We start from the raw sequence: 17,382 nt of genomic DNA on the forward strand, positions 1-17,382 counted from the left end.
CGCCGAATGGTTCCTTGACCCGCGCGGTGTCCCCGGGACATCCTTGGGCAAGAGGGTTTGCCGCGGGGAACGAGGAGCACATGAAGAAGTTTTCACTGACGGCCATTGCCCGCGCACAGGTGCAGGCCGCCGCGGCGCAGTCCAGCGGGCGCGCGGCCAGCACCGTGTTCGGCGGGCACGAACAGACCCTGCGCCAGACGGTCATCGGCCTGGCCTCCGGCACCGAGCTGAAGGAACACATCAATCCCGGCGAGGCGACGGTCATGGTGCTCACCGGCCGGATCCGCCTGAGCTCGGACGGCGATTCCTGGGAGGCACGGACCGGCGACCTGCTGGTGATGCCGCCGGGCTATTCGCAGATCACCGCGCTGGAGGAATCCAGCCTGCTGCTCAGCGTGGCCAAGACCGACAGATAGGCAGCCAGTCAGCGCTGGTTGCCAAAGGCGGCGTCGAAGGAAGTCTCCGGCAGCTTCCACAGCAAGGAGCGGACATACTCCACCGCCTGGCTGGCCCCGTGCAGCCGGTCCATGCCGGCGTCCTCCCATTCGATGGAAATCGGACCTGAGTAGCCGATGGACTTCAACGCCCTGAACGCGTCCTCCCACGGAACGTCCCCGTGCCCGGTGGAGACGAAGTCCCAGCCGCGCCGCGGGTCTCCCCACGGCAGGTGCGAACCCAGCACCCCTGCACGGCCGTTGGGGGTGCGCATCCGGGTGTCCTTGCAGTCGACGTGGTAGATCCGGTCCTTGAAGTCCCAGATGAAACCGACGGGGTCGATGTTTTGCCACATCATGTGCGAGGGGTCCCAGTTGAACCCGAATGCCTCCCGGTGCCCGATGGCCTCCAGGGCGCGCACCGATGACCAGTAGTCATAGGCGATTTCCGAGGGGTGCACCTCGTGGGCGAAGCGCACGCCCTGTTCGTCGAAGACATCGAGGATCGGGTTCCAGCGATCGGCGAAGTCCTGGTAGCCCGCGTCGATGACCGAGGCGGGCACCGGCGGGAACTGGGCCACATAGGGCCAGATCTTCGATCCGGTGAACCCCACCACGGTATCCGCGCCGAGCTTGCGGGCGACCCGGGCCGAGCGCTTCATGTCCTCGGCGGCGCGTTGGCGCACGCCCTCCGGTTCCCCGTCGCCCCAGGTGTACGGGCGCACCAGCGCCTCGTGGCGGAAGTCGATGGGGTCGTCGCACACCGCTTGGCCGGTGAGGTGGTTGGAGATCGCGTAGACCTTCAGTCCGTGGCGTTCAAGGATGTCCAGGCGTGACTGGGCGTAGTCGTCGTCCTCGTCCGCCCTGCGCAGGTCCAAGTGGTCGCCCGAGGCGGCGATTTCCAGGCCGTCGTAGCCCCACTCGGCGGCGTGCGCCGCGACCTGCTCGAAGGGCAGGTCCGCCCATTGGCCGGTGAAGAGGGTGACCGGGTGGGTCGAAGCGGGGGTGCTCATGGTGTCGTTCTCCTGTACCTGGCCATCCGTGGCCGTGGTGTGCCGGGGGGGGAATCGTGTTGGGGGGGCGCCCGTTACCGGGACGCCGCGGCGGACTGGGGGGAGCTGCGCTCCTGGACCAGCCCGTCGACGGCTGCCGCGGAAAGGACGTGCTGGATCACCAGCATGCTGGCACCGCGCACCCCGGCCATTTCCCGCGAGGCCGATCCGACGATCACCAGGTGCTGGGTGGCCAGCGGGGTGGAGCGGAAATAGACCAGCTCGCGCACCCCGGCGATCACGTGTTCGCCGGCGTTGGCCAGGCGCCCGCCCAGGACGATCACCGAGGGGTTGAGCAGGTTCACGCACATCGCCAGGACCGAGCCGATGTCGCGCCCGGCCTGGCGCAGCACCGCGATGGCCGCGGTGTTGTTTGCCTCGGCCAGCTTCCCGACCTCGGAGGCGGTGGCGACCTCGATGCCGTGGGCTGCCAGGTTCCTGGCGACGGCGGGCCCGCCGGCCAGCGCCTCGAGGCAGCCGGTGTTCCCGCAGGAGCACGGCGTGCTCGCGCCTCCCGGGACCTGGACATGGCCGAGGTCCCCGGCCGATCCCTGGGCGCCGCGCTGCAGCTCGCCGCCGCTGATGATGCCCACCCCGATGCCCGTGGCCACCTTCACGAACATCAGGTTCTCGGTGTCGGGCCAGCTGAAGGACTGCTCGCCCAGGGCCATGATGTTCACGTCGTTGTCCACCAGCACCGGCACGTCGAAGGTCCGCTGGATGGTGCCGGGGATGTCGAAGTCGTTCCATCCGGGCATGATCGGGGGCTTGGTGGGCCGTCCGGTGGAATGCTCGACGGGTCCCGGGACGCCGATGGCGATACCCGAGAGCGTCGCGGCGTCGCGGCCGTTGCGCCCCAGCAGTTCGGTAAAGCTGTGCACCACCCAGTCGAGCACCGGCACCGGGCCGGCGGCGATGTCGACATCGGCACGCAGGTGGTCGATGACGTTTCCGGCCAGGTCGGTCAGCGCCAGGATCCCGTGGGCAGCTCCGAGGTCGGCAGCAAGCACCGTGCGGGACTCGGGGACGAAGGCGAAGGTCGAGGGAGGGCGGCCCCCGGAGGAGAGCGCGGGCCCGACGGCACCGATGAGCCCGATGTCCTGTAGCGCATCGATGCGCGCGGCGATCGTGGAACGGGAGAGGCCGGTGCGCGTTGCCAGCTCGGAACGGGTACGGGGCCGTCCGTCGCGCAGAAGCTGGAAAAGCTCTCCGGCACCTGTCCCAGGGGTGGGTGGCTTGGGGGTAATCATCGAGATGGCCATGGAACAAGTGAAGCATATTGGGCAGAAGATGTAGTGCCAATCACAAGTAATGACAGATATCGGTCGACTTTTGCTCGACAATAATCATAAGTCCGTGTAACGTCCATCACTATGAGTGACGACGAAGCCACAGGCGCCATCCCTGGCGGGGCGCATCTGCTTGAAATGCGGGGGATCGAAAAGCGGTTCCCCGGCATCATCGCCCTGCAGGATGTCTCGTTCGAGGTCTCCGCCGGCGAGGTGCACTGCCTGCTGGGCCAAAACGGCGCCGGCAAGTCCACCCTGATCAAGGTGCTGGCAGGTGCCCACCGGCCCAACGAAGGACAGATCCTGCTCGATGGCAAGGAGGTCGGCTTCTCCAGCCCGGATGACGCGATCAAGGCAGGCATCGGCACCGTGTACCAGGAGCTCGACCTCGTCGAGACGCTCACCGTCGCCGAGAACATCTTCCTGGGCCACGAGAAATCCCGGGGCGGATTCAGTTCCCGCCGGGCCGAGCAGCTCGAAGCCGCTCGGCTGTTGGCCAGCCTCGGCCATTCCGAGATCTCCCCGCTCATGGAAGTCGGCGAACTCTCCGCCGCGGGCCAGCAGATCGTCTCCATGGCACGGGCGCTGTCCCGTGACGTGCGGCTGATCATCATGGACGAGCCCTCGGCCGTCCTTGACTCCGAGGAGGTGCGCAACCTCTTCGACACCGTCCGCACGCTCACGGCATCCGGCGTCGCGGTCATCTACATCTCGCACCGGCTCGAGGAAATCCGGGTCATCGGCGACCGCATCACCGTCCTGAAGGATGGGCGGGCGGTTGCCTCGAACCTGCGGGTCTCCGATACCCCCAACGTCGAACTCATCCGGCTCATGACCGGCCGCTCCATCACCAACGTCTTCCCGCCGGTTGCCGCCCTCGCCGCGGAGGCAACCGAGATCCTCTCGGTCAACGACCTGGTCGTGGCCCCCGGACACGATCCGATCTCCTTCTCCGTGCGGGCAGGAGAGGTGCTGGGGCTGGCGGGGCTGGTCGGCTCCGGCCGCTCGGAAATCCTTGGTGCCATCTACGGCAGCACCAAGCCGGTCTCCGGAACCGTCGACATCGACGGCACGAGGCTGCGCCCCGGCTCGACGGTCTCGGCCGTGAACGCGGGCATGGGGCTGTGCCCGGAGGAGCGCAAGAGCCAGGCGCTGTTGCTCGATGACACCCTCGCCGCAAACTTCACCCTGGCAAGCATCGGGCGCTACGCCACCGCCGGGTTCACCAGCCAGAAGGCCGAGTACCGGGTGAGCATGGAGCAGATCCGGAACCTGGAGCTGCGCCCGGCCGACCCCGCCCGCGAGGCCCGCACGCTCTCTGGCGGAAACCAGCAAAAGGTCGTGCTGGGCCGCTGGCTCTCACACGGCTGCCGAGTGCTGCTGCTCGACGAGCCCTCCCGCGGCGTCGACGTCGGGGCGCGCAGCGAGATATACAACCTCATCGCCGGGTTGTCCCGGGCGGGCATCGCCATCGTCGTGGTCTCCAGCGAACTCGAGGAGGTCCTCGGGCTCTGCCACGAGGTGCTTGTCGTGTCCGAAAACCGGATCGTGCACCGGGCACCCGCAGTCGAACTAAGCGAACACCAGATTCTTGACCTCGTGATGGAAGGGACCACACTATGAGTACCTCGGCCGCAACCGAGCTCAAGCAGGCACCGAGCCTGCCTCCCCGGCGCAGCGCCATGAAATGGCTGTTGGATGCCGGGCTGCGCCGGAACATGGGGCTGATCCTGGCCCTGGCGCTGCTCTTCGTGCTGGGCGCCGTCACCGCGGGGGAGCGCTTCGCCGACTCGAACAACGTGATGACCATCGTTCGCCTGGCCGCCGTGACCGGGGTGGTCAGCATCGGGGCCACGTTCGTGATCACCATCGCCGGCATCGACCTGTCGGTCGGCGCGGTGCTTGCGCTCTCGGCCGTCTGGGCGACAACCCTCTCCGGGCAGGCATTTGCCGATTCGACCTCCTGGATCTTCATGGCGCTCACCGCCATGGGGGTCGGTGCTGCCGCGGGTCTGGTCAACGGGATCCTGATTGCCTACGGCAAGGTCGTCTCCTTCATCACCACCCTGGCCATGCTGGCCGCCGCGCGCGGGCTGGCGGAGATCATCTCCGACAAGAAGACCCAGATCATCACCGTGGACCCGTTCCTCGAGGCAGTGGGCGGGAACCTCTTCGGGATGCCGGTCATCGTGCTGATCTTCATCCTGGTCGCCATCGGCGGCTGGGTGCTGCTGAACCGCACCACCTTCGGCCGGCGCACCTTCGCCATCGGCGGGAACCCGGAGGCCGCCCGCCTGGCGGGCATCAAGGTCGAACGCCACACCATGGCCATCTACGCGCTCGCCGGGCTCTGCGCCGGCATCGGCGCGTTCATGCTCATGGCCCGCACCACCACCGGCAGCGCCACCCACGGCACCGGGCTGGAACTGGACGTGATCGCCGCGGTGGTCATTGGCGGAACCTTGCTCACGGGCGGCCGAGGCTCGATCTTCGGCACCGTGCTCGGCGTGCTGATCTTCTCCACGCTGACCAACATCTTCACCCTGAACAACCTCTCGCTCTCGGTGCAGCTCGTCGCCAAGGGCGCCATCATCGTGATCGCCGTGCTGATCCAGCGCCAGCTGGCCGCCCGGCAATCCCGCACCTGACCCGCACCACCCACACCGCACCAAATACTGTTTCAAAGGAGAAGTAATGTCCATGCCCACCACTCGCTCCAAGAAGGTGCTCGGCGCCGCTGCCCTGCTGGCCACCTCGGCGTTCATGCTCACCGCCTGCGTCTCCAACGCCCCGGCCGAATCCGCACCCACGACCGGTGCGGCCGCCGCACCCGCCGCCGCCGGCTCCAACGCCGAGGCCGGCGAGAAGGTCACCATCGGCTTCTCGGTGCCTGCCGCCGACCACGGCTTCATGGCCGCCATGACCGATCTGGCCGTGGAAACCGCCAAGGAATACCCGGACGTGGAGCTGAAGGTCGCCGAGGGCACCAACGACGTCAGCGTCCAGATCAGCCAGGTCGAGACCATGATCAACGACAAGGTCGACGCCATCGTGCTGCTGCCCTTCGACGGCGCCGCGCTGACCCAGGTGGCGCAGAAGGCCATGGACGCCGGCATCCCGGTCATCAACGTCGACCGCGAATTCAGCACCGCCCAGTCCTCGCGCGTCACCGTGCTGGGCGACAACTACGGCGTGGGCGTATCCGCCGGCGACTTCATCTGCAACGAGCTCGACGGCAAGAAGGATGCGAAGATCGGGGAGATCCCCGGCATCGACTCCCTGCCGCTGACCCAGGACCGCAGCCGCGGCTTCAAGGACGCGCTGGAAAAGTGCGGGCTCGAGGTCTCCAACCGGGTGCCCGCGGAATTCACCGTGGAGTCCGGCGAAAAGGCGGCCTCCAACCTGCTCCAGGCTGCCCCGCAGCTCGACGCCATCTGGAACCACGACGACGACCAGGGCGTGGGCGTGCTGGCGGCTATCAAGGCCGCAGACCGCGACGAGTTCTTCATGGTCGGCAACGGCGGCTCGGCCAACATGATGCGCGAGATCCAGTCAGGTGACTCGGTCGTGAAGGCCACCACCGTCTACCCGGCCTACCAGGCAGCCGACGGCGTGCGCGTGGCCCGACTTGTGGCGCAGGACAAGGCCCTGGGCGACTTGCTGGACATCGAGATCCCGCGCCAGATAGTGCTGTACGCCGCCGTGGTGACCAAGGAGAACGTCGAGCGCTACCTGCCGACGGCCTTCGAGTCCTAAACCCCGCGCCACCACACCGATCCGCCCACCGGCAGCACCACCGCAAGGAGCAATAGATGTCCCGAACCAGCTCGGCCCTTGGCGTAGCGGTGATCGGCCACTCGTTCATGGGCAAGGCCCATTCGCAGGCCTGGCGCAATGTCAACGCCACCTTTGACACCCCGAAGGTTGCCATGCGCGTGCTCGTGGGGCGGGATGCCGGTACCGTCGAGGCGTCCGCGCGGCGCTACGGGTGGGAGGCATCGAGCATCGACTGGCGCGCGAGCATCCTGCGCGAGGACGTGGACATCGTGGACATCTGCACCCCCGGCGCGCTGCACGCGGAAATCGCCATCTTCGCCCTGGAACACGGAAAACACGTGCTGGTGGAAAAGCCGCTGGCCAACACCGTGGCGCAGGCGCAGGCGATGGCCGAGGCGGCAACCGCCGCGGCGGATGCCGGGGTGGTGTCGATGCTCGGATTCAACTACCGCCGCGTGCCGGCCCTCGTGCTGGCCAGGGACCTGGTGGCAGCCGGCCGACTGGGGGAGTTGCGCCAGCTCAACATCCGCTATTACCAGGACTGGCTGGTCGACGCAGGCTCGCCGATGAGCTGGCGGCTGCGGCGGGAAGAGGCGGGGTCCGGCGCGCTGGGGGATCTAGGCTCCCACGCGGTGGACCAGGTCCACTACCTGACCGGGGCGAAGGTGAGTTCCGTGTCGGCCACCAGCAAAACCTTCGTCTCCCGGCGTCCCGGCGCCGCGGGGGACGAGGAAGTCACTGTGGACGACGCGATATGGTCCACCCTGGAGCTGGACAACGGCGCGGTGGCCACGGTGGAGGCCACGCGCATGGCCACGGGCCGCAAGAACTCCTTCAGGATCGAGGCCTACGGATCGCGCGGTTCCCTGGCCTTCGACCTGGAATCGCTCAACCACCTGCAGTTGTGCGATTCCGGGGCGCCGGCCGGAGAACAGGGCTCCAAGACCATCCTGGTCACCGAGCCGGAGCACCCGTACCTGGATGGCTGGTGGCCCACCGGTCACGTGCTGGGCTGGGCGGACACCTTCACCCACGAGATCCGCGACCTGCTGCTGGCCATCGAGGGCAATACGCAGGCCTCGCCCTCCTTTGCCGAGGGGCTCGAGGTCCAACGGGTGCTGTCGGCGATCGAGCACAGCGCCGCGAACAACTGTGCCAGGGTGGCGCCCGATCCGGTGCCCGTCACGTGAGGCATTGAACACATAGTGGACCCAGCCCCTGCGAATTCCCAGTGGCTTAAGAGACACTAAAAGACAATGACTACCTTGACTGCGCTACAGGCCGCGACCGCCGATCCTTCCGGCGGAAGCCTGATCACGAGATTTGCCGACTGGGCGGTGCACCTGATGGAGGTCATCGGGGCACCGGGTGCCGCGCTGGCCATCGCGCTGGAGAACCTCTTCCCGCCGCTGCCCTCCGAGGTCATCCTGCCCCTGGCCGGCTTCACCGCCAGCCGCGGATCCTTTTCCCTCGTGGAGGCGCTGCTGTGGACCACGATCGGCTCGATTGTCGGTGCCTACGCCCTGTACTGGGTTGGCCGTGCGCTGGGGCGCGAACGCACCCGCGCGATTGTCGGCTGGCTGCCCCTGGTGGACCTCGAGGATGTTGACAAGGTCGAGGCCTGGTTTGACCGCAACGGGGCAAAGGCCGTGTTCTTCGGCCGCATGATCCCGATCTTCCGCTCGTTGATCTCCATCCCCGCAGGCATCACCAAGATGAACCAGGGCAAGTTCCTGGGGCTCACTGCGGCCGGTTCGCTGATCTGGAACTCCATCTTCGTGCTCGCCGGGTACTACCTCGGGGAGAACTGGCACATTGTCGAGGCCTATGCCGACGTCTTCCAGAAGATCGTCATCGTTGGCGTGGTCCTGCTGCTGGTGCTCTGGATCGTGCTGAAGATCCGCAAGACCAGGGCGAAGAAGAACGCCGCCATGCAGGATGCGGACGCCGCCAAGTAGCAACACCGCAGTACCGAGTCCGCGGGCCCGGGTGCACGTCACGACGGAAATTCGCGCACACGCGAAAACGGAGGCGGGCAGCCGGGCTTTTTGCTGCCATTAAAGGGGCCCGTATACCGCCGGCGGTGTTCCCGCGGGAATCTACCGTTGCCTGTTGACACCGGGTTCATGCGGTCGTAGGTTAGTTACATGAGTAATGAACCACTGAACCAATCAAGCGTCCGGGTTCGTTGCGTGTCAAGAAGGGTTGGCCGTCGTGAGCGCCATTGATGATTCACGGCCGATCTTCATGCAGATTGCGGAGCTGATCGAGTCCGAGATCGTCGCCGGCACCATGGCCGAAGAGACCCAGGTGCCCTCGACCAACGAGTTCGCCGCCTATTACCGCATCAACCCGGCCACCGCGGCCAAGGGCGTGAACCTCTTGGTTGAAAGTGGAATCTTGTACAAGAAGAGAGGCATCGGCATGTTCGTCAGCAGTGGCGCCCGCGAGAAATTGCTTCAACTCCGGCGCAACGCCTTCCAAGCCCAATTCATCCAGCCGCTGGCGCGCGAGGCGAGGAAACTCGGCATCGACGCCGACCAGCTCAGCGCCATGATCCGCCAATCTCTCACCACGGATACAGTCGAAGGGAGCGTCAACCGATGAACCAGCCATCATCGTCGGCCATCGAGGTCAGGAACCTGTCCAAGACATTTCGCGATCTCAGGGCGCTGGACGGCGTGACCTTGCGCCTGGAAGCGAACCGCATCTACGGCCTGCTCGGACGCAACGGAGCCGGAAAGACGACCCTGATGTCGATTCTCACCGGCCAGGGGTTCCCGAGTAGCGGGGAGGTGTTGATCCACGGGCACAATCCTTACGAGAACGACCAGACCTTGGCGCGAATCTGCTTCATCCGCGAATCCCAGAAGTACCCCGACGACTTCACGCCCGTCCAGGCATTCAAGGCGGCCGCCCTGTTCTTCGCGAACTGGGACCAGGACCTGGCCGCAGGCCTCGTGGCCGACTTTGCCCTGCCGCTGAAACGGAGGATCAAGAAGCTCTCACGCGGCCAGCTCTCGGCCGTGGGCGTGATCATCGGCATGGCCTCGAGGGCGGAAATCACCGTCTTCGACGAACCGTACCTTGGCCTTGACGCCGTGGCCCGGCAGATCTTCTATGACCGGCTCGTCGAGGACTACGCACACCATCCGCGCACCATTGTGCTCTCCTCCCACCTGATCGACGAGATCGCCAACCTGCTGGAGCACGTCGTGGTGATCGACAAGGGCAGGATCCTGCTCGACGAGGATGCCGAGTCCCTGCGTGGCTCGGCGGTCGCCGTGACGGGGAACCAGGAAGCGGTCGCCGACTTCATCGACGGCTACGAGGTGCTGCACCGCGATTCCCTCGGTTCCCTGGCGTCGGTCACGATCAAGGGGCGGCTCGGGCAGACCCAGCGCGCCATGGCTGCGGAACTCGGACTCGAGCTGTCCCCGGTGCCCCTTCAGCAATTGGTCGTGCGTATAACCATGGCTGCACAGAAGCACGTGAACGGCGAGGAATACCAGGAGGCCCTCAAATGAACCGCGTCATCAAGGTTGCCCGCATGCAGCTGATCAACAAGTGGACCTTCCTCGGGATCCCGCTGGTGATCCTGGTCGTTTCGACCCTTCTAACGTTCGCCATCTGGGCGCTGCTTCCCGCCAGCGCCAGGGAAGGGACTCTGTATTCCGGGTCGGGCCAGGCCGTCATGTGGTATTTCCTGGCCCTGGGCATCCAGTCGCTCACGCTCACGTTCCCGTTTTCGCAGGCCATGAGCGTCTCACGCAGCACGTTCTACCTGGGCACGCTCGGGCTCTTCGCCCTGATCGCCCTGGGATTCTCGATCCTCTACTACGTCCTGGGCCTGGTGGAAACCGCCACCGGGGGGTGGGGATTCAACGGCCAGCTCTTCGCCATGGACTGGATTGCAGGCAACAACGCGCTGGTCCAGATCCTGTTCTACTTCGTGGCAATGGTGCTGCTGTTCATGATCGGCTTCTGGTGCGCCACGGTGTACCTGCGCTGGAAGGCCACCGGCCTGCTGGCCGCTGGCATCGGCTTCGCAGTGTTGCTGCTGGGGATGCTCGCGCTCGTCGCCGTCAACGACGCCTGGCCCCAGGTGGGAAACTGGTTCGCCTCGATGCAGGTGCTGGGCCTGTCGATCGTGCTGGGCCTGGTGTGCGTGGCGCTGGCCGGGGGATCGTACCTGACCCTGCGCCGGGCCACGGCCTAGCCGCAACCACGGAATTGCAACAAACCGACCCCCGGCGGGTCGGCCCGGCCACCTGCGTGGCAGGGCGGGTCCGCCGGGGGTTTTGTGCGCGTTTTCGATGTCATTCACGCCACATGCGGGAGTCTCGGTGCGCAAGCCGTGGGCGATCAACGGTATTCTTTGGTTCGTGGCCCTGGACTTTACATCGATCGACTTTGAAACCGCCAACGGATTCCGTGGCTCCGCCTGCAGCGTCGGACTCAGCCGGGTCCGCAACGGCAAGATCGTTGAGGAAGCCTCTTGGCTGATGCGCCCGCCGGAGGGGTTTGACCACTTCGATGCGCGCAACGTGATGATCCACCGCATCACCGCCGACATGGTCAAGGATGCACCGCGCTTCGGCGAACTGTTCACCCCGATGGCCAACTTCATCGGCACCGACACCCTCGTGGCGCACAACGCCGCCTTCGACCTCGGCGTGATCCGCTCCGCCCTGGAGGTCTCCGAACTTTCCGGCCCCGCATTCGACTACGCCTGCACCGTGAAGATGTCCCGGCGCACCTACGAGCTATCCTCCTACTCGCTGCCATTCGTGGCCGAGGAAGCGGGATCGCCCATGGAAAACCACCACGATGCGCTGGCCGACGCCCGGGCCTGCGCGAACATCATGATCGACATTGCCCGCCGCCAGGAGGCGGACGACGTGGCAGCCGCCGCGCAGGTGCTGAAGGTGAAGATGGGCTTCGCGCCCGCCTACCTGCCGGGCGATGCACTGTCCAAGGCCACTCGGGACGCCCAAGGCTGGGCAGCCAGCGGCAACCCGGTGCCCGTGCAACCCGAGTGGGTTGCATGGCCGCAGGAGGGCGAGGACCGCACCGGGGATCCGCAGGCCGACCCGGCGCACCCGCTCTACGGCGAAATGGTGGTCTTCACCGGCAACCTGCGCATCTCCCGCCAAGTCGCCAAGGACCGGGCCGCCGAGCGCGGCGCCAACACCGCCAGCCGCGTCACCCGCGCCACCACGGTGCTGGTGGTCGGTGACGGCTTTGTGCCCGAGGACCTGTCCACCGGACGACTCACCGGCAAGGCCAAGCGGGTGCTGCGCCTCCAGGAGGCCGGGCAGCCGGTCGCGATCCTGGCGGAGGGCGAATTCCTGCAGTTGATCGACGGCTTCGACGCCGCCTAGCGCCGCCTAGCCAAGCCCGACGCGGCCCGCCCAAGTGGTGCGGCCGCATGCCGGGCGGCGCCCTGTCGCGAGGGCGCCGCGGAACTACTCCCCGACGGTGAGCTTTACCCAGCGGTCGTGCATGGCGTCAAGGATGGGGTCGATCTCCGAGGCCGGTCGGTGGGCCACCGCATCGGTGCCCTGCACCGCGGCCAGCAGCGCCGTGGCGTAGGCGGCGGTCTCCGGATCCGGTTCCTCGCCGAGCAACTCGAAGAGTGCGTCGTACGCAGCCTTCGGCTCGGTGTTGGCCAGCGCGCTGGCCACGTAGGTCGTGGCCCTGAACAGTCCCGCCCCGGCCGTCATGTCCCGTTCGGGGGCCTCGGAATCCGGCGCTTCGTGCCCCTGGTCCGGTTCCCCTGCCTCGGCCATCTCGGGCTTGAATTCGTTGACCAAGGCGGCCCAGCGGCCCAGGGAGCCGGTCCCGGATTCCAGGGCCGCGCGCACCACCAGTGCGGCCGCGGCGGCGGCGCGGTGGGCGGCGGGGGACCCGTGGGTCAGCGCCGCGGCATCGGTGGCGAGCTTGGCCGTGGTGGCCTCGTCGACGCGGGGCAGCAGCGCCATGAACGCCGCGCGGGTGAGCACCCCGGTGGTGTCGGCCTGCGGGAACAGCGGGCGGCCGACCGATGCCATGTCGGCGTTGTCCAGTGCCAGGAGGTTCTGGCTGTCGCCCGGGGCGAAGTCCGGGGCCCCGTCGAAGGCCTCGTCGATCCAGCGCGGCTGCGGCTCGGGGGCGCCGGCCGGGAAGGACTTGTTCACCAGCTTGTACCAACGCAGCGCCGCCAGCCACATGCAGGCGGCCTCGTCGGAGGACACGCCCTCGTTCGCCCATTCCAGGGCCTCGAGCAAACCATCGAGCAGGTACAGGGCAAGGGTCTCGGTCTCGCCGGGATCGGCGCCGTCGCGCGCGTGGGCCGCACCGTCGGCGGCGGCCAGCAGCACGCCGAAGACACGGTCGGAATAATCGGCGGGAAGCGCGTACTGATCAGTTGATTCACTCACCGTGCCAGTCTAGTGGTTTTCCACCTGCGCCAGAGTCGAATACCAACCCGTGGTACCCAATCGCTAGTGTGGTTTCCATGCGTATCCTTCACACCTCCGATTGGCACCTTGGCCGCTCCTTCCACGGGGCCTCGCTGCTTGGGGCCCAACGTGAATTCGTGGACCGGCTCATCGCCACCATCGAGACCGAGAAGGTGGACGTGCTGCTGGTCTCCGGGGACGTGTATGACCGGGCGCTGCCTGGGGTGGACGCGGTGAAATTGTTCGACGAATCCCTGGTCCGGCTGCGCGCCACCGGGGTGCAGATGGTCATCACCAGCGGCAACCACGACTCGGCCCTGCGCCTGGGCTTCGGCTCCGCGCTGCTCGAACACGCCGGGCTGCACCTGCGCACCTCCCTGGCCGACATCGACCGGCCGGCGATCTTCGACGGGGAGGGCTTCGAGGTTGCCGTCTACGGCCTGCCCTACCTGGAACCGCGCATGGTCGCCGAGCCCCTGGGCGTCACCGAACCCGGACACCCTCCGGTCATCCGCGCGGCACTGGACAAGGTGCGCACGGACCTGGCCGCACGGCAGGAAGCGGCAAGCCATCCGGTGCACCCCGTTGTGCTGGCGCACGTCTTTGCCGCCGGTGGTGCCTCCTCGGACTCGGAGCGCGAGCTGAGCATCGGCGGGCTGGACATCGTGCCCACCTCCCACTTCGCAGACTTCACCTACGCGGCCCTGGGCCACTTGCACGGTCGGCAGCAACTGGCCGAACACATCCGCTATTCCGGATCCCCGATCCCGTATTCCTTCTCCGAGGCCGGGCACCGCAAGGGCGCCTGGCTGCTGGACATCGGCCCCGAGGGGCTGGGCGAGGTACGCGGCATCGACTGGCCCGCGGCCAAGGAGCTGCGCATCCTCAAGGGCAAGATCGACGACCTGCTCACCGCCGACCAATACGCCTCGGCGCAGGATGCCTGGTGCCAAGTCACCCTGACGGACACGCACCGTCCCGCCGACGCCATGGAACGCCTGCGCGGGCGCTTCCCCGACACCCTGGTGCTGAACTTCGAACCCGTGGACCGGCCGGTGGACGAACACGATTCCTACGCCGACCGGCTGGCGGCAGCCGCTTCCCCCGTGGAGGTCTGCGCCGGATTCGTCGACCACGTGAGGTTGCGGCCGCTCAACGATGCCGAGAAAGACCTGGTGGCTTCCGTGCTGGTCCAGATGCGCAGCGAGAAGGTGCAGGCATGAGGGTCCATGCACTGCAGATCGAGGCCTTCGGCCCGTTCGCTAAGCGCGCGTCCATCGACTTCGACGCGCTCTCCGAGGCGGGGATCTTCCTGCTCAACGGGGAGACCGGCGCGGGGAAGACCAGCGTGCTCGACGGGATCTGCTACGCGCTCTATGGCTCCCTGCCCGGGGTGCGCCAGGGCAGCAAGTCGCTGCGCAGCGACCACGCGAGCCCCACAGCTGTCCCGGAAGTCATCTGCGAGTTCTCCACCGGAGGCCGGCGCTTCGAGGTCACCCGCTCCCCGGCATGGGAGCGGCCCTCGACGCGAAGCAAGAACGGCTTCACCACCGCGCAGGCCCAATCCCGGCTGCGCGAGCGCATCGACGGGGCGTGGATCGAGAAATCCACCCGCAACGACGAGGTCGGACACGTCCTGGCCGAGATCCTGGGCCTGGACAAGGAGCAATTCACCAAGGTCGCGATGCTGCCCCAGGGTGCCTTCGCCGCGTTCCTGCGCGCCAAGGACAAGGACCGCGAGGACCTGCTGCGTTCGCTCTTCGACACCAGCGAATACGCCATGACCGAGCGGATCCTGGGCGAGCGCCTCAACGCCGCCCGCGCGGAGGCAGAGGACGCCGAACGCGCCCGTGCCACGACCCTCGAAACCCTTCTCAACGACGCAACCTCCACGCTCTACGGGGACGAAGACCCTGAGGCAGACGGTGAATCCGGCGAGGGCCGGACCGGACTCCCGCAGGAGGCCCGTGACCACCTGGACGCGGGGGAAAGCCATGAACTCGGTGAATTGCTGCGCCGGCGCGTGGCGCAGCTGCGTTCCGGGCTCGAGCGGGCACGAACGGGTGCCGATGCCGAACTCACCACCGCGCAGAAAACCCGGACGGCCCTGGAAGACCGGGCCACCAGGCACCGGCAGCTGGCGGAACTGGGGACCCTGCGCACCGCCCACGAAGCCCGCGCCGAGCACATCGCCGACCTCGGGGCGCTGTTGGAGGCCGACGCCCGCGCCGTTGGACTGCTGCCCTACCACCAGCAACTTTCCGACGCCCGGGCCAAGGCGGACGCGGCGCACCACAGGCTCGTCGCCGCGGCTTCCGCGGTGGACACCGGCGAGGCCCACGACTCCCTGATGGCCCAGGACGCGGGAATCGACGCCCTGCTGGAGCTCTCGCGCGCCACCGTTCCCGATCCGCAGGTGCTGGTGGTGCTCGGCGGCCATGCGGCCGAGGCCTCAAAGGCCTCCCGTGCCGCCGCCGCCCTCATCGAGGCGGCGCTGCCGGAGGAAGCCGAACTCGAAGAGGTCCGGCGCGGCATCCTGGCGCTGAAGGCCGAGATTGACACCGGTGCCGCCAAACAGTCAGGACGCGCCGGGCGCATCGGGGAAATCGGGGAAGGACTTGCGGAACTGCGCACCCGGCACGGGGAACTCGCGGCCCTGGCCGAATCCGCTGGCACGCTTGAGGCCGCGGTCCGGAGCGCCACCGAACGCCGCGACGCGGTGCTCGCCCGAACCCGGGCGGAAAAGGCGCAGGCAACCGCACACACCACCTGGAACGCTTCCCGCACGCAAACACTGGAAGCCCGCGAGCGTGTCGCTCAGCTGGTCGCACTGCGCCTGGAACAGTCGGCCGCGGCACTGGCGCAGGAGCTCATCGACGGGGAAGCCTGCCTGGTCTGCGGGTCCACCGCCCATCCGGAACCCGCCTCACTGCCAGAGGGAGAGTTCGTTTCCGCCCAAGACATCGAGGCGGCCCAGGGCTTGTTGGCCCAGGCCGAGAAGGCCGAGGACAAGCACAAGACCGCCCTCGAGAAGGCCAACCAGGTGCTGGACGTCTCGCGCGGCAGGATTGGAGAGCTGGGCGCGGAAGATGCAGCGGCCGAACTCGCAGCGGCGACCGAGGCGCATGCCAAGGCGACGGCCTCCGGCGCCGAGGCCGCCGCCGCGCAGCGGACGCTGCAGCAAGCCGAGACCGAGCTGGAAAATCTGAAGGAAGCCCAGGCGAAGACCGCCACGGAGTTGGAGGTGGCCGCAGCGCGGCAGCAAGCCGAGGAAGCCAGGGCACTGAAACTGGAGGCGCGCCTGGCCAAGCTGGGCAGGGACGGCCAGAGCCTGGCAGAACGCCACGTGATCCTGGGCTCGGCCGCTACCGCGCTGGAAACCTTGTCCGCCGCGCTCCACGCGAGTACGAACGCGGCCGCCAATCTGGAGGCCTCCACCGGGCAGTGGGCGGAAAAACTTGCAGGCATCGGCGTCGCGGACACTGCCGCTTGGAAGGAACTGCTACTGGACGATGCCGGGCGCGCGGCCGAACAGCAAACCGTTCGTTCGCACAACGACGAGGCAGTGCGCATCAAGACGCTCGCCGAGGCTCCGGGCATCGAGCTCGCCCGCACCGAGGCTGCCAACGGCATCGAGACGCCCGGCGAGCATGAACACGCCGCCGCGCACCAGGCCGTGGTCGACACCGCCGCGGCCCGCGACCGGTTGCTGGCCCGCGACGCCGTGCTCACCAGCTACGCCGCGCGGCTGGAGGCGGCGCTCCGGAAGCTCGCCACGCTTGCGATGGAGGCCGGTCCGGTGCTCGAGCGCTACGCCACGCTGAAGTCCATCGCCGAGCTGGCCCGCGGTGCGGGGGAGAACCGGCTGAAGATGACGCTGAGCACCTACGTGCTCGCCGCCCGGCTGGAATCCGTCGCCCTTGCGGCCACGGCGCGCCTGCTGGTGATGACGGGCCAGCGTTACTCGCTGGTCCACGACGACACCCCGAGGGGGAACAACAAGTCGGGCCTGGGCCTGCAGATCCTGGATTCGTGGACCGGGGTCAAGCGCGACACCCAGACCCTCTCGGGCGGGGAGTCCTTCATGGCTTCGCTCTCGCTCGCACTCGGATTGGCGGATGTGATCCAGCAGCAAAGCGGAGGCATCGACATCGAGACCCTCTTCGTCGACGAGGGCTTCGGCTCGCTGGACGGCGAAACCCTGGAACAGGTCATGGACGCACTGGAAATGTTGCGCAGCGGCGGGCGGGTCATTGGGGTGGTTTCACACGTGGCCGAGATGAAGCAGCGCATTGCCACCCGGTTGAACGTCCACAAGGGACGCAACGGCTCGACCGTCTCGCTGCAGATCGGTGTGTGAGCACGGTCCTTGCGGTGCTCGGATAGA

General features: G+C 67.4%; 15 protein-coding genes. 12 read left to right on the forward strand and 3 right to left on the reverse strand.

What is annotated here, in order from left to right:
* The first annotated feature begins 80 nt into the window (after positions 1-80).
* A complete protein-coding gene (locus OIU93_RS06625) occupies positions 81-416 on the forward strand; it encodes a cupin domain-containing protein (RefSeq protein WP_264269297.1) in 336 nt (111 codons plus the stop codon).
* 8 nt (positions 417-424) lie between these two features.
* On the opposite strand, the gene OIU93_RS06630 is transcribed toward OIU93_RS06625, so the two are convergent.
* Complete coding sequence (locus tag OIU93_RS06630) at positions 425-1,447, reverse strand: sugar phosphate isomerase/epimerase (RefSeq protein WP_264269298.1); 1,023 nt, start codon at positions 1,445-1,447, stop codon at positions 425-427.
* Positions 1,448-1,521: 74 nt separating this feature from the next.
* A complete protein-coding gene (locus OIU93_RS06635; RefSeq protein WP_264269299.1) occupies positions 1,522-2,748 on the reverse strand; it encodes an ROK family transcriptional regulator in 1,227 nt (408 codons plus the stop codon).
* Positions 2,749-2,859: 111 nt separating this feature from the next.
* On the opposite strand from OIU93_RS06635, the gene OIU93_RS06640 reads away from it, so the two are divergent.
* The 9 genes from OIU93_RS06640 to OIU93_RS06680 all read left to right on the forward strand — a co-directional run bounded on the left by OIU93_RS06640 (position 2,860) and on the right by OIU93_RS06680 (position 11,936).
* Complete coding sequence (locus tag OIU93_RS06640) at positions 2,860-4,398, forward strand: sugar ABC transporter ATP-binding protein (RefSeq protein WP_264269300.1); 1,539 nt, start codon at positions 2,860-2,862, stop codon at positions 4,396-4,398.
* Entirely contained in the window at positions 4,395-5,423 is a 1,029-nt protein-coding gene (locus OIU93_RS06645; protein WP_372342878.1) for an ABC transporter permease, read from the forward strand. Before OIU93_RS06640 ends, OIU93_RS06645 begins: the two co-directional genes overlap by 4 nt.
* 46 nt (positions 5,424-5,469) lie before the next feature.
* Positions 5,470-6,531, forward strand: coding sequence for a substrate-binding domain-containing protein (locus tag OIU93_RS06650; protein ID WP_264269301.1), 1,062 nt, complete (start codon positions 5,470-5,472; stop codon positions 6,529-6,531).
* 56 nt (positions 6,532-6,587) lie between these two features.
* A complete protein-coding gene (locus OIU93_RS06655) occupies positions 6,588-7,742 on the forward strand; it encodes a Gfo/Idh/MocA family protein (protein WP_264269302.1) in 1,155 nt (384 codons plus the stop codon).
* A 66-nt stretch (positions 7,743-7,808) separates the two neighbouring features.
* Entirely contained in the window at positions 7,809-8,510 is a 702-nt protein-coding gene (locus OIU93_RS06660; RefSeq protein WP_264269303.1) for a DedA family protein, read from the forward strand.
* A 289-nt stretch (positions 8,511-8,799) separates the two neighbouring features.
* Complete coding sequence (locus tag OIU93_RS06665; protein ID WP_264269436.1) at positions 8,800-9,159, forward strand: GntR family transcriptional regulator; 360 nt, start codon at positions 8,800-8,802, stop codon at positions 9,157-9,159.
* A complete protein-coding gene (locus tag OIU93_RS06670) occupies positions 9,156-10,079 on the forward strand; it encodes an ABC transporter ATP-binding protein (RefSeq protein ID WP_264269304.1) in 924 nt (307 codons plus the stop codon). The genes OIU93_RS06665 and OIU93_RS06670 overlap by 4 nt, the downstream gene beginning before the upstream one ends.
* On the forward strand, positions 10,076-10,771 hold the full coding sequence (locus OIU93_RS06675) for a hypothetical protein (protein WP_264269305.1): 696 nt from the start codon (positions 10,076-10,078) through the stop codon (positions 10,769-10,771). The genes OIU93_RS06670 and OIU93_RS06675 overlap by 4 nt, the downstream gene beginning before the upstream one ends.
* Positions 10,772-10,937: 166 nt before the next feature.
* Complete coding sequence (locus tag OIU93_RS06680; RefSeq protein ID WP_264269437.1) at positions 10,938-11,936, forward strand: exonuclease domain-containing protein; 999 nt, start codon at positions 10,938-10,940, stop codon at positions 11,934-11,936.
* Between the two features lie 84 nt (positions 11,937-12,020).
* Here the strand turns inward: OIU93_RS06680 and OIU93_RS06685 are convergent, their stop codons facing one another.
* On the reverse strand, positions 12,021-12,974 hold the full coding sequence (locus tag OIU93_RS06685) for an ADP-ribosylglycohydrolase family protein (protein ID WP_264269306.1): 954 nt from the start codon (positions 12,972-12,974) through the stop codon (positions 12,021-12,023).
* A 77-nt stretch (positions 12,975-13,051) separates the two neighbouring features.
* Between OIU93_RS06685 and OIU93_RS06690 the strand changes: the two genes are divergently transcribed.
* Complete coding sequence (locus tag OIU93_RS06690; protein WP_264269307.1) at positions 13,052-14,218, forward strand: exonuclease SbcCD subunit D; 1,167 nt, start codon at positions 13,052-13,054, stop codon at positions 14,216-14,218.
* Positions 14,215-17,355 (forward strand): SMC family ATPase, encoded by a 3,141-nt coding sequence (locus OIU93_RS06695; protein WP_264269308.1) that lies wholly within the window; start codon positions 14,215-14,217, stop codon positions 17,353-17,355. The genes OIU93_RS06690 and OIU93_RS06695 overlap by 4 nt, the downstream gene beginning before the upstream one ends.
* Positions 17,356-17,382 lie beyond the last annotated feature (27 nt).

The sequence above is a fragment of the Paeniglutamicibacter sp. ZC-3 genome, assembly GCF_025847175.2.
Lineage (GTDB): Bacteria > Actinomycetota > Actinomycetes > Actinomycetales > Micrococcaceae > Paeniglutamicibacter > Paeniglutamicibacter sulfureus.

What these genes read in the sequence shown, in the direction of transcription:
- OIU93_RS06625 (WP_264269297.1), top strand. Translation starts at nt 81, where the DNA reads ATGAAGAAGTTTTCACTGACGGCCATTGCCCGCGCACAGGTGCAGGCC.
- OIU93_RS06630 (WP_264269298.1), bottom strand. Translation starts at nt 1,447, where the DNA reads ATGAGCACCCCCGCTTCGACCCACCCGGTCACCCTCTTCACCGGCCAA.
- OIU93_RS06635 (WP_264269299.1), bottom strand. Translation starts at nt 2,748, where the DNA reads ATGGCCATCTCGATGATTACCCCCAAGCCACCCACCCCTGGGACAGGT.
- OIU93_RS06640 (WP_264269300.1), top strand. Translation starts at nt 2,860, where the DNA reads ATGAGTGACGACGAAGCCACAGGCGCCATCCCTGGCGGGGCGCATCTG.
- OIU93_RS06645 (WP_372342878.1), top strand. Translation starts at nt 4,395, where the DNA reads ATGAGTACCTCGGCCGCAACCGAGCTCAAGCAGGCACCGAGCCTGCCT.
- OIU93_RS06650 (WP_264269301.1), top strand. Translation starts at nt 5,470, where the DNA reads ATGTCCATGCCCACCACTCGCTCCAAGAAGGTGCTCGGCGCCGCTGCC.
- OIU93_RS06655 (WP_264269302.1), top strand. Translation starts at nt 6,588, where the DNA reads ATGTCCCGAACCAGCTCGGCCCTTGGCGTAGCGGTGATCGGCCACTCG.
- OIU93_RS06660 (WP_264269303.1), top strand. Translation starts at nt 7,809, where the DNA reads ATGACTACCTTGACTGCGCTACAGGCCGCGACCGCCGATCCTTCCGGC.
- OIU93_RS06665 (WP_264269436.1), top strand. Translation starts at nt 8,800, where the DNA reads ATGCAGATTGCGGAGCTGATCGAGTCCGAGATCGTCGCCGGCACCATG.
- OIU93_RS06670 (WP_264269304.1), top strand. Translation starts at nt 9,156, where the DNA reads ATGAACCAGCCATCATCGTCGGCCATCGAGGTCAGGAACCTGTCCAAG.
- OIU93_RS06675 (WP_264269305.1), top strand. Translation starts at nt 10,076, where the DNA reads ATGAACCGCGTCATCAAGGTTGCCCGCATGCAGCTGATCAACAAGTGG.
- OIU93_RS06690 (WP_264269307.1), top strand. Translation starts at nt 13,052, where the DNA reads ATGCGTATCCTTCACACCTCCGATTGGCACCTTGGCCGCTCCTTCCAC.
- OIU93_RS06695 (WP_264269308.1), top strand. Translation starts at nt 14,215, where the DNA reads ATGAGGGTCCATGCACTGCAGATCGAGGCCTTCGGCCCGTTCGCTAAG.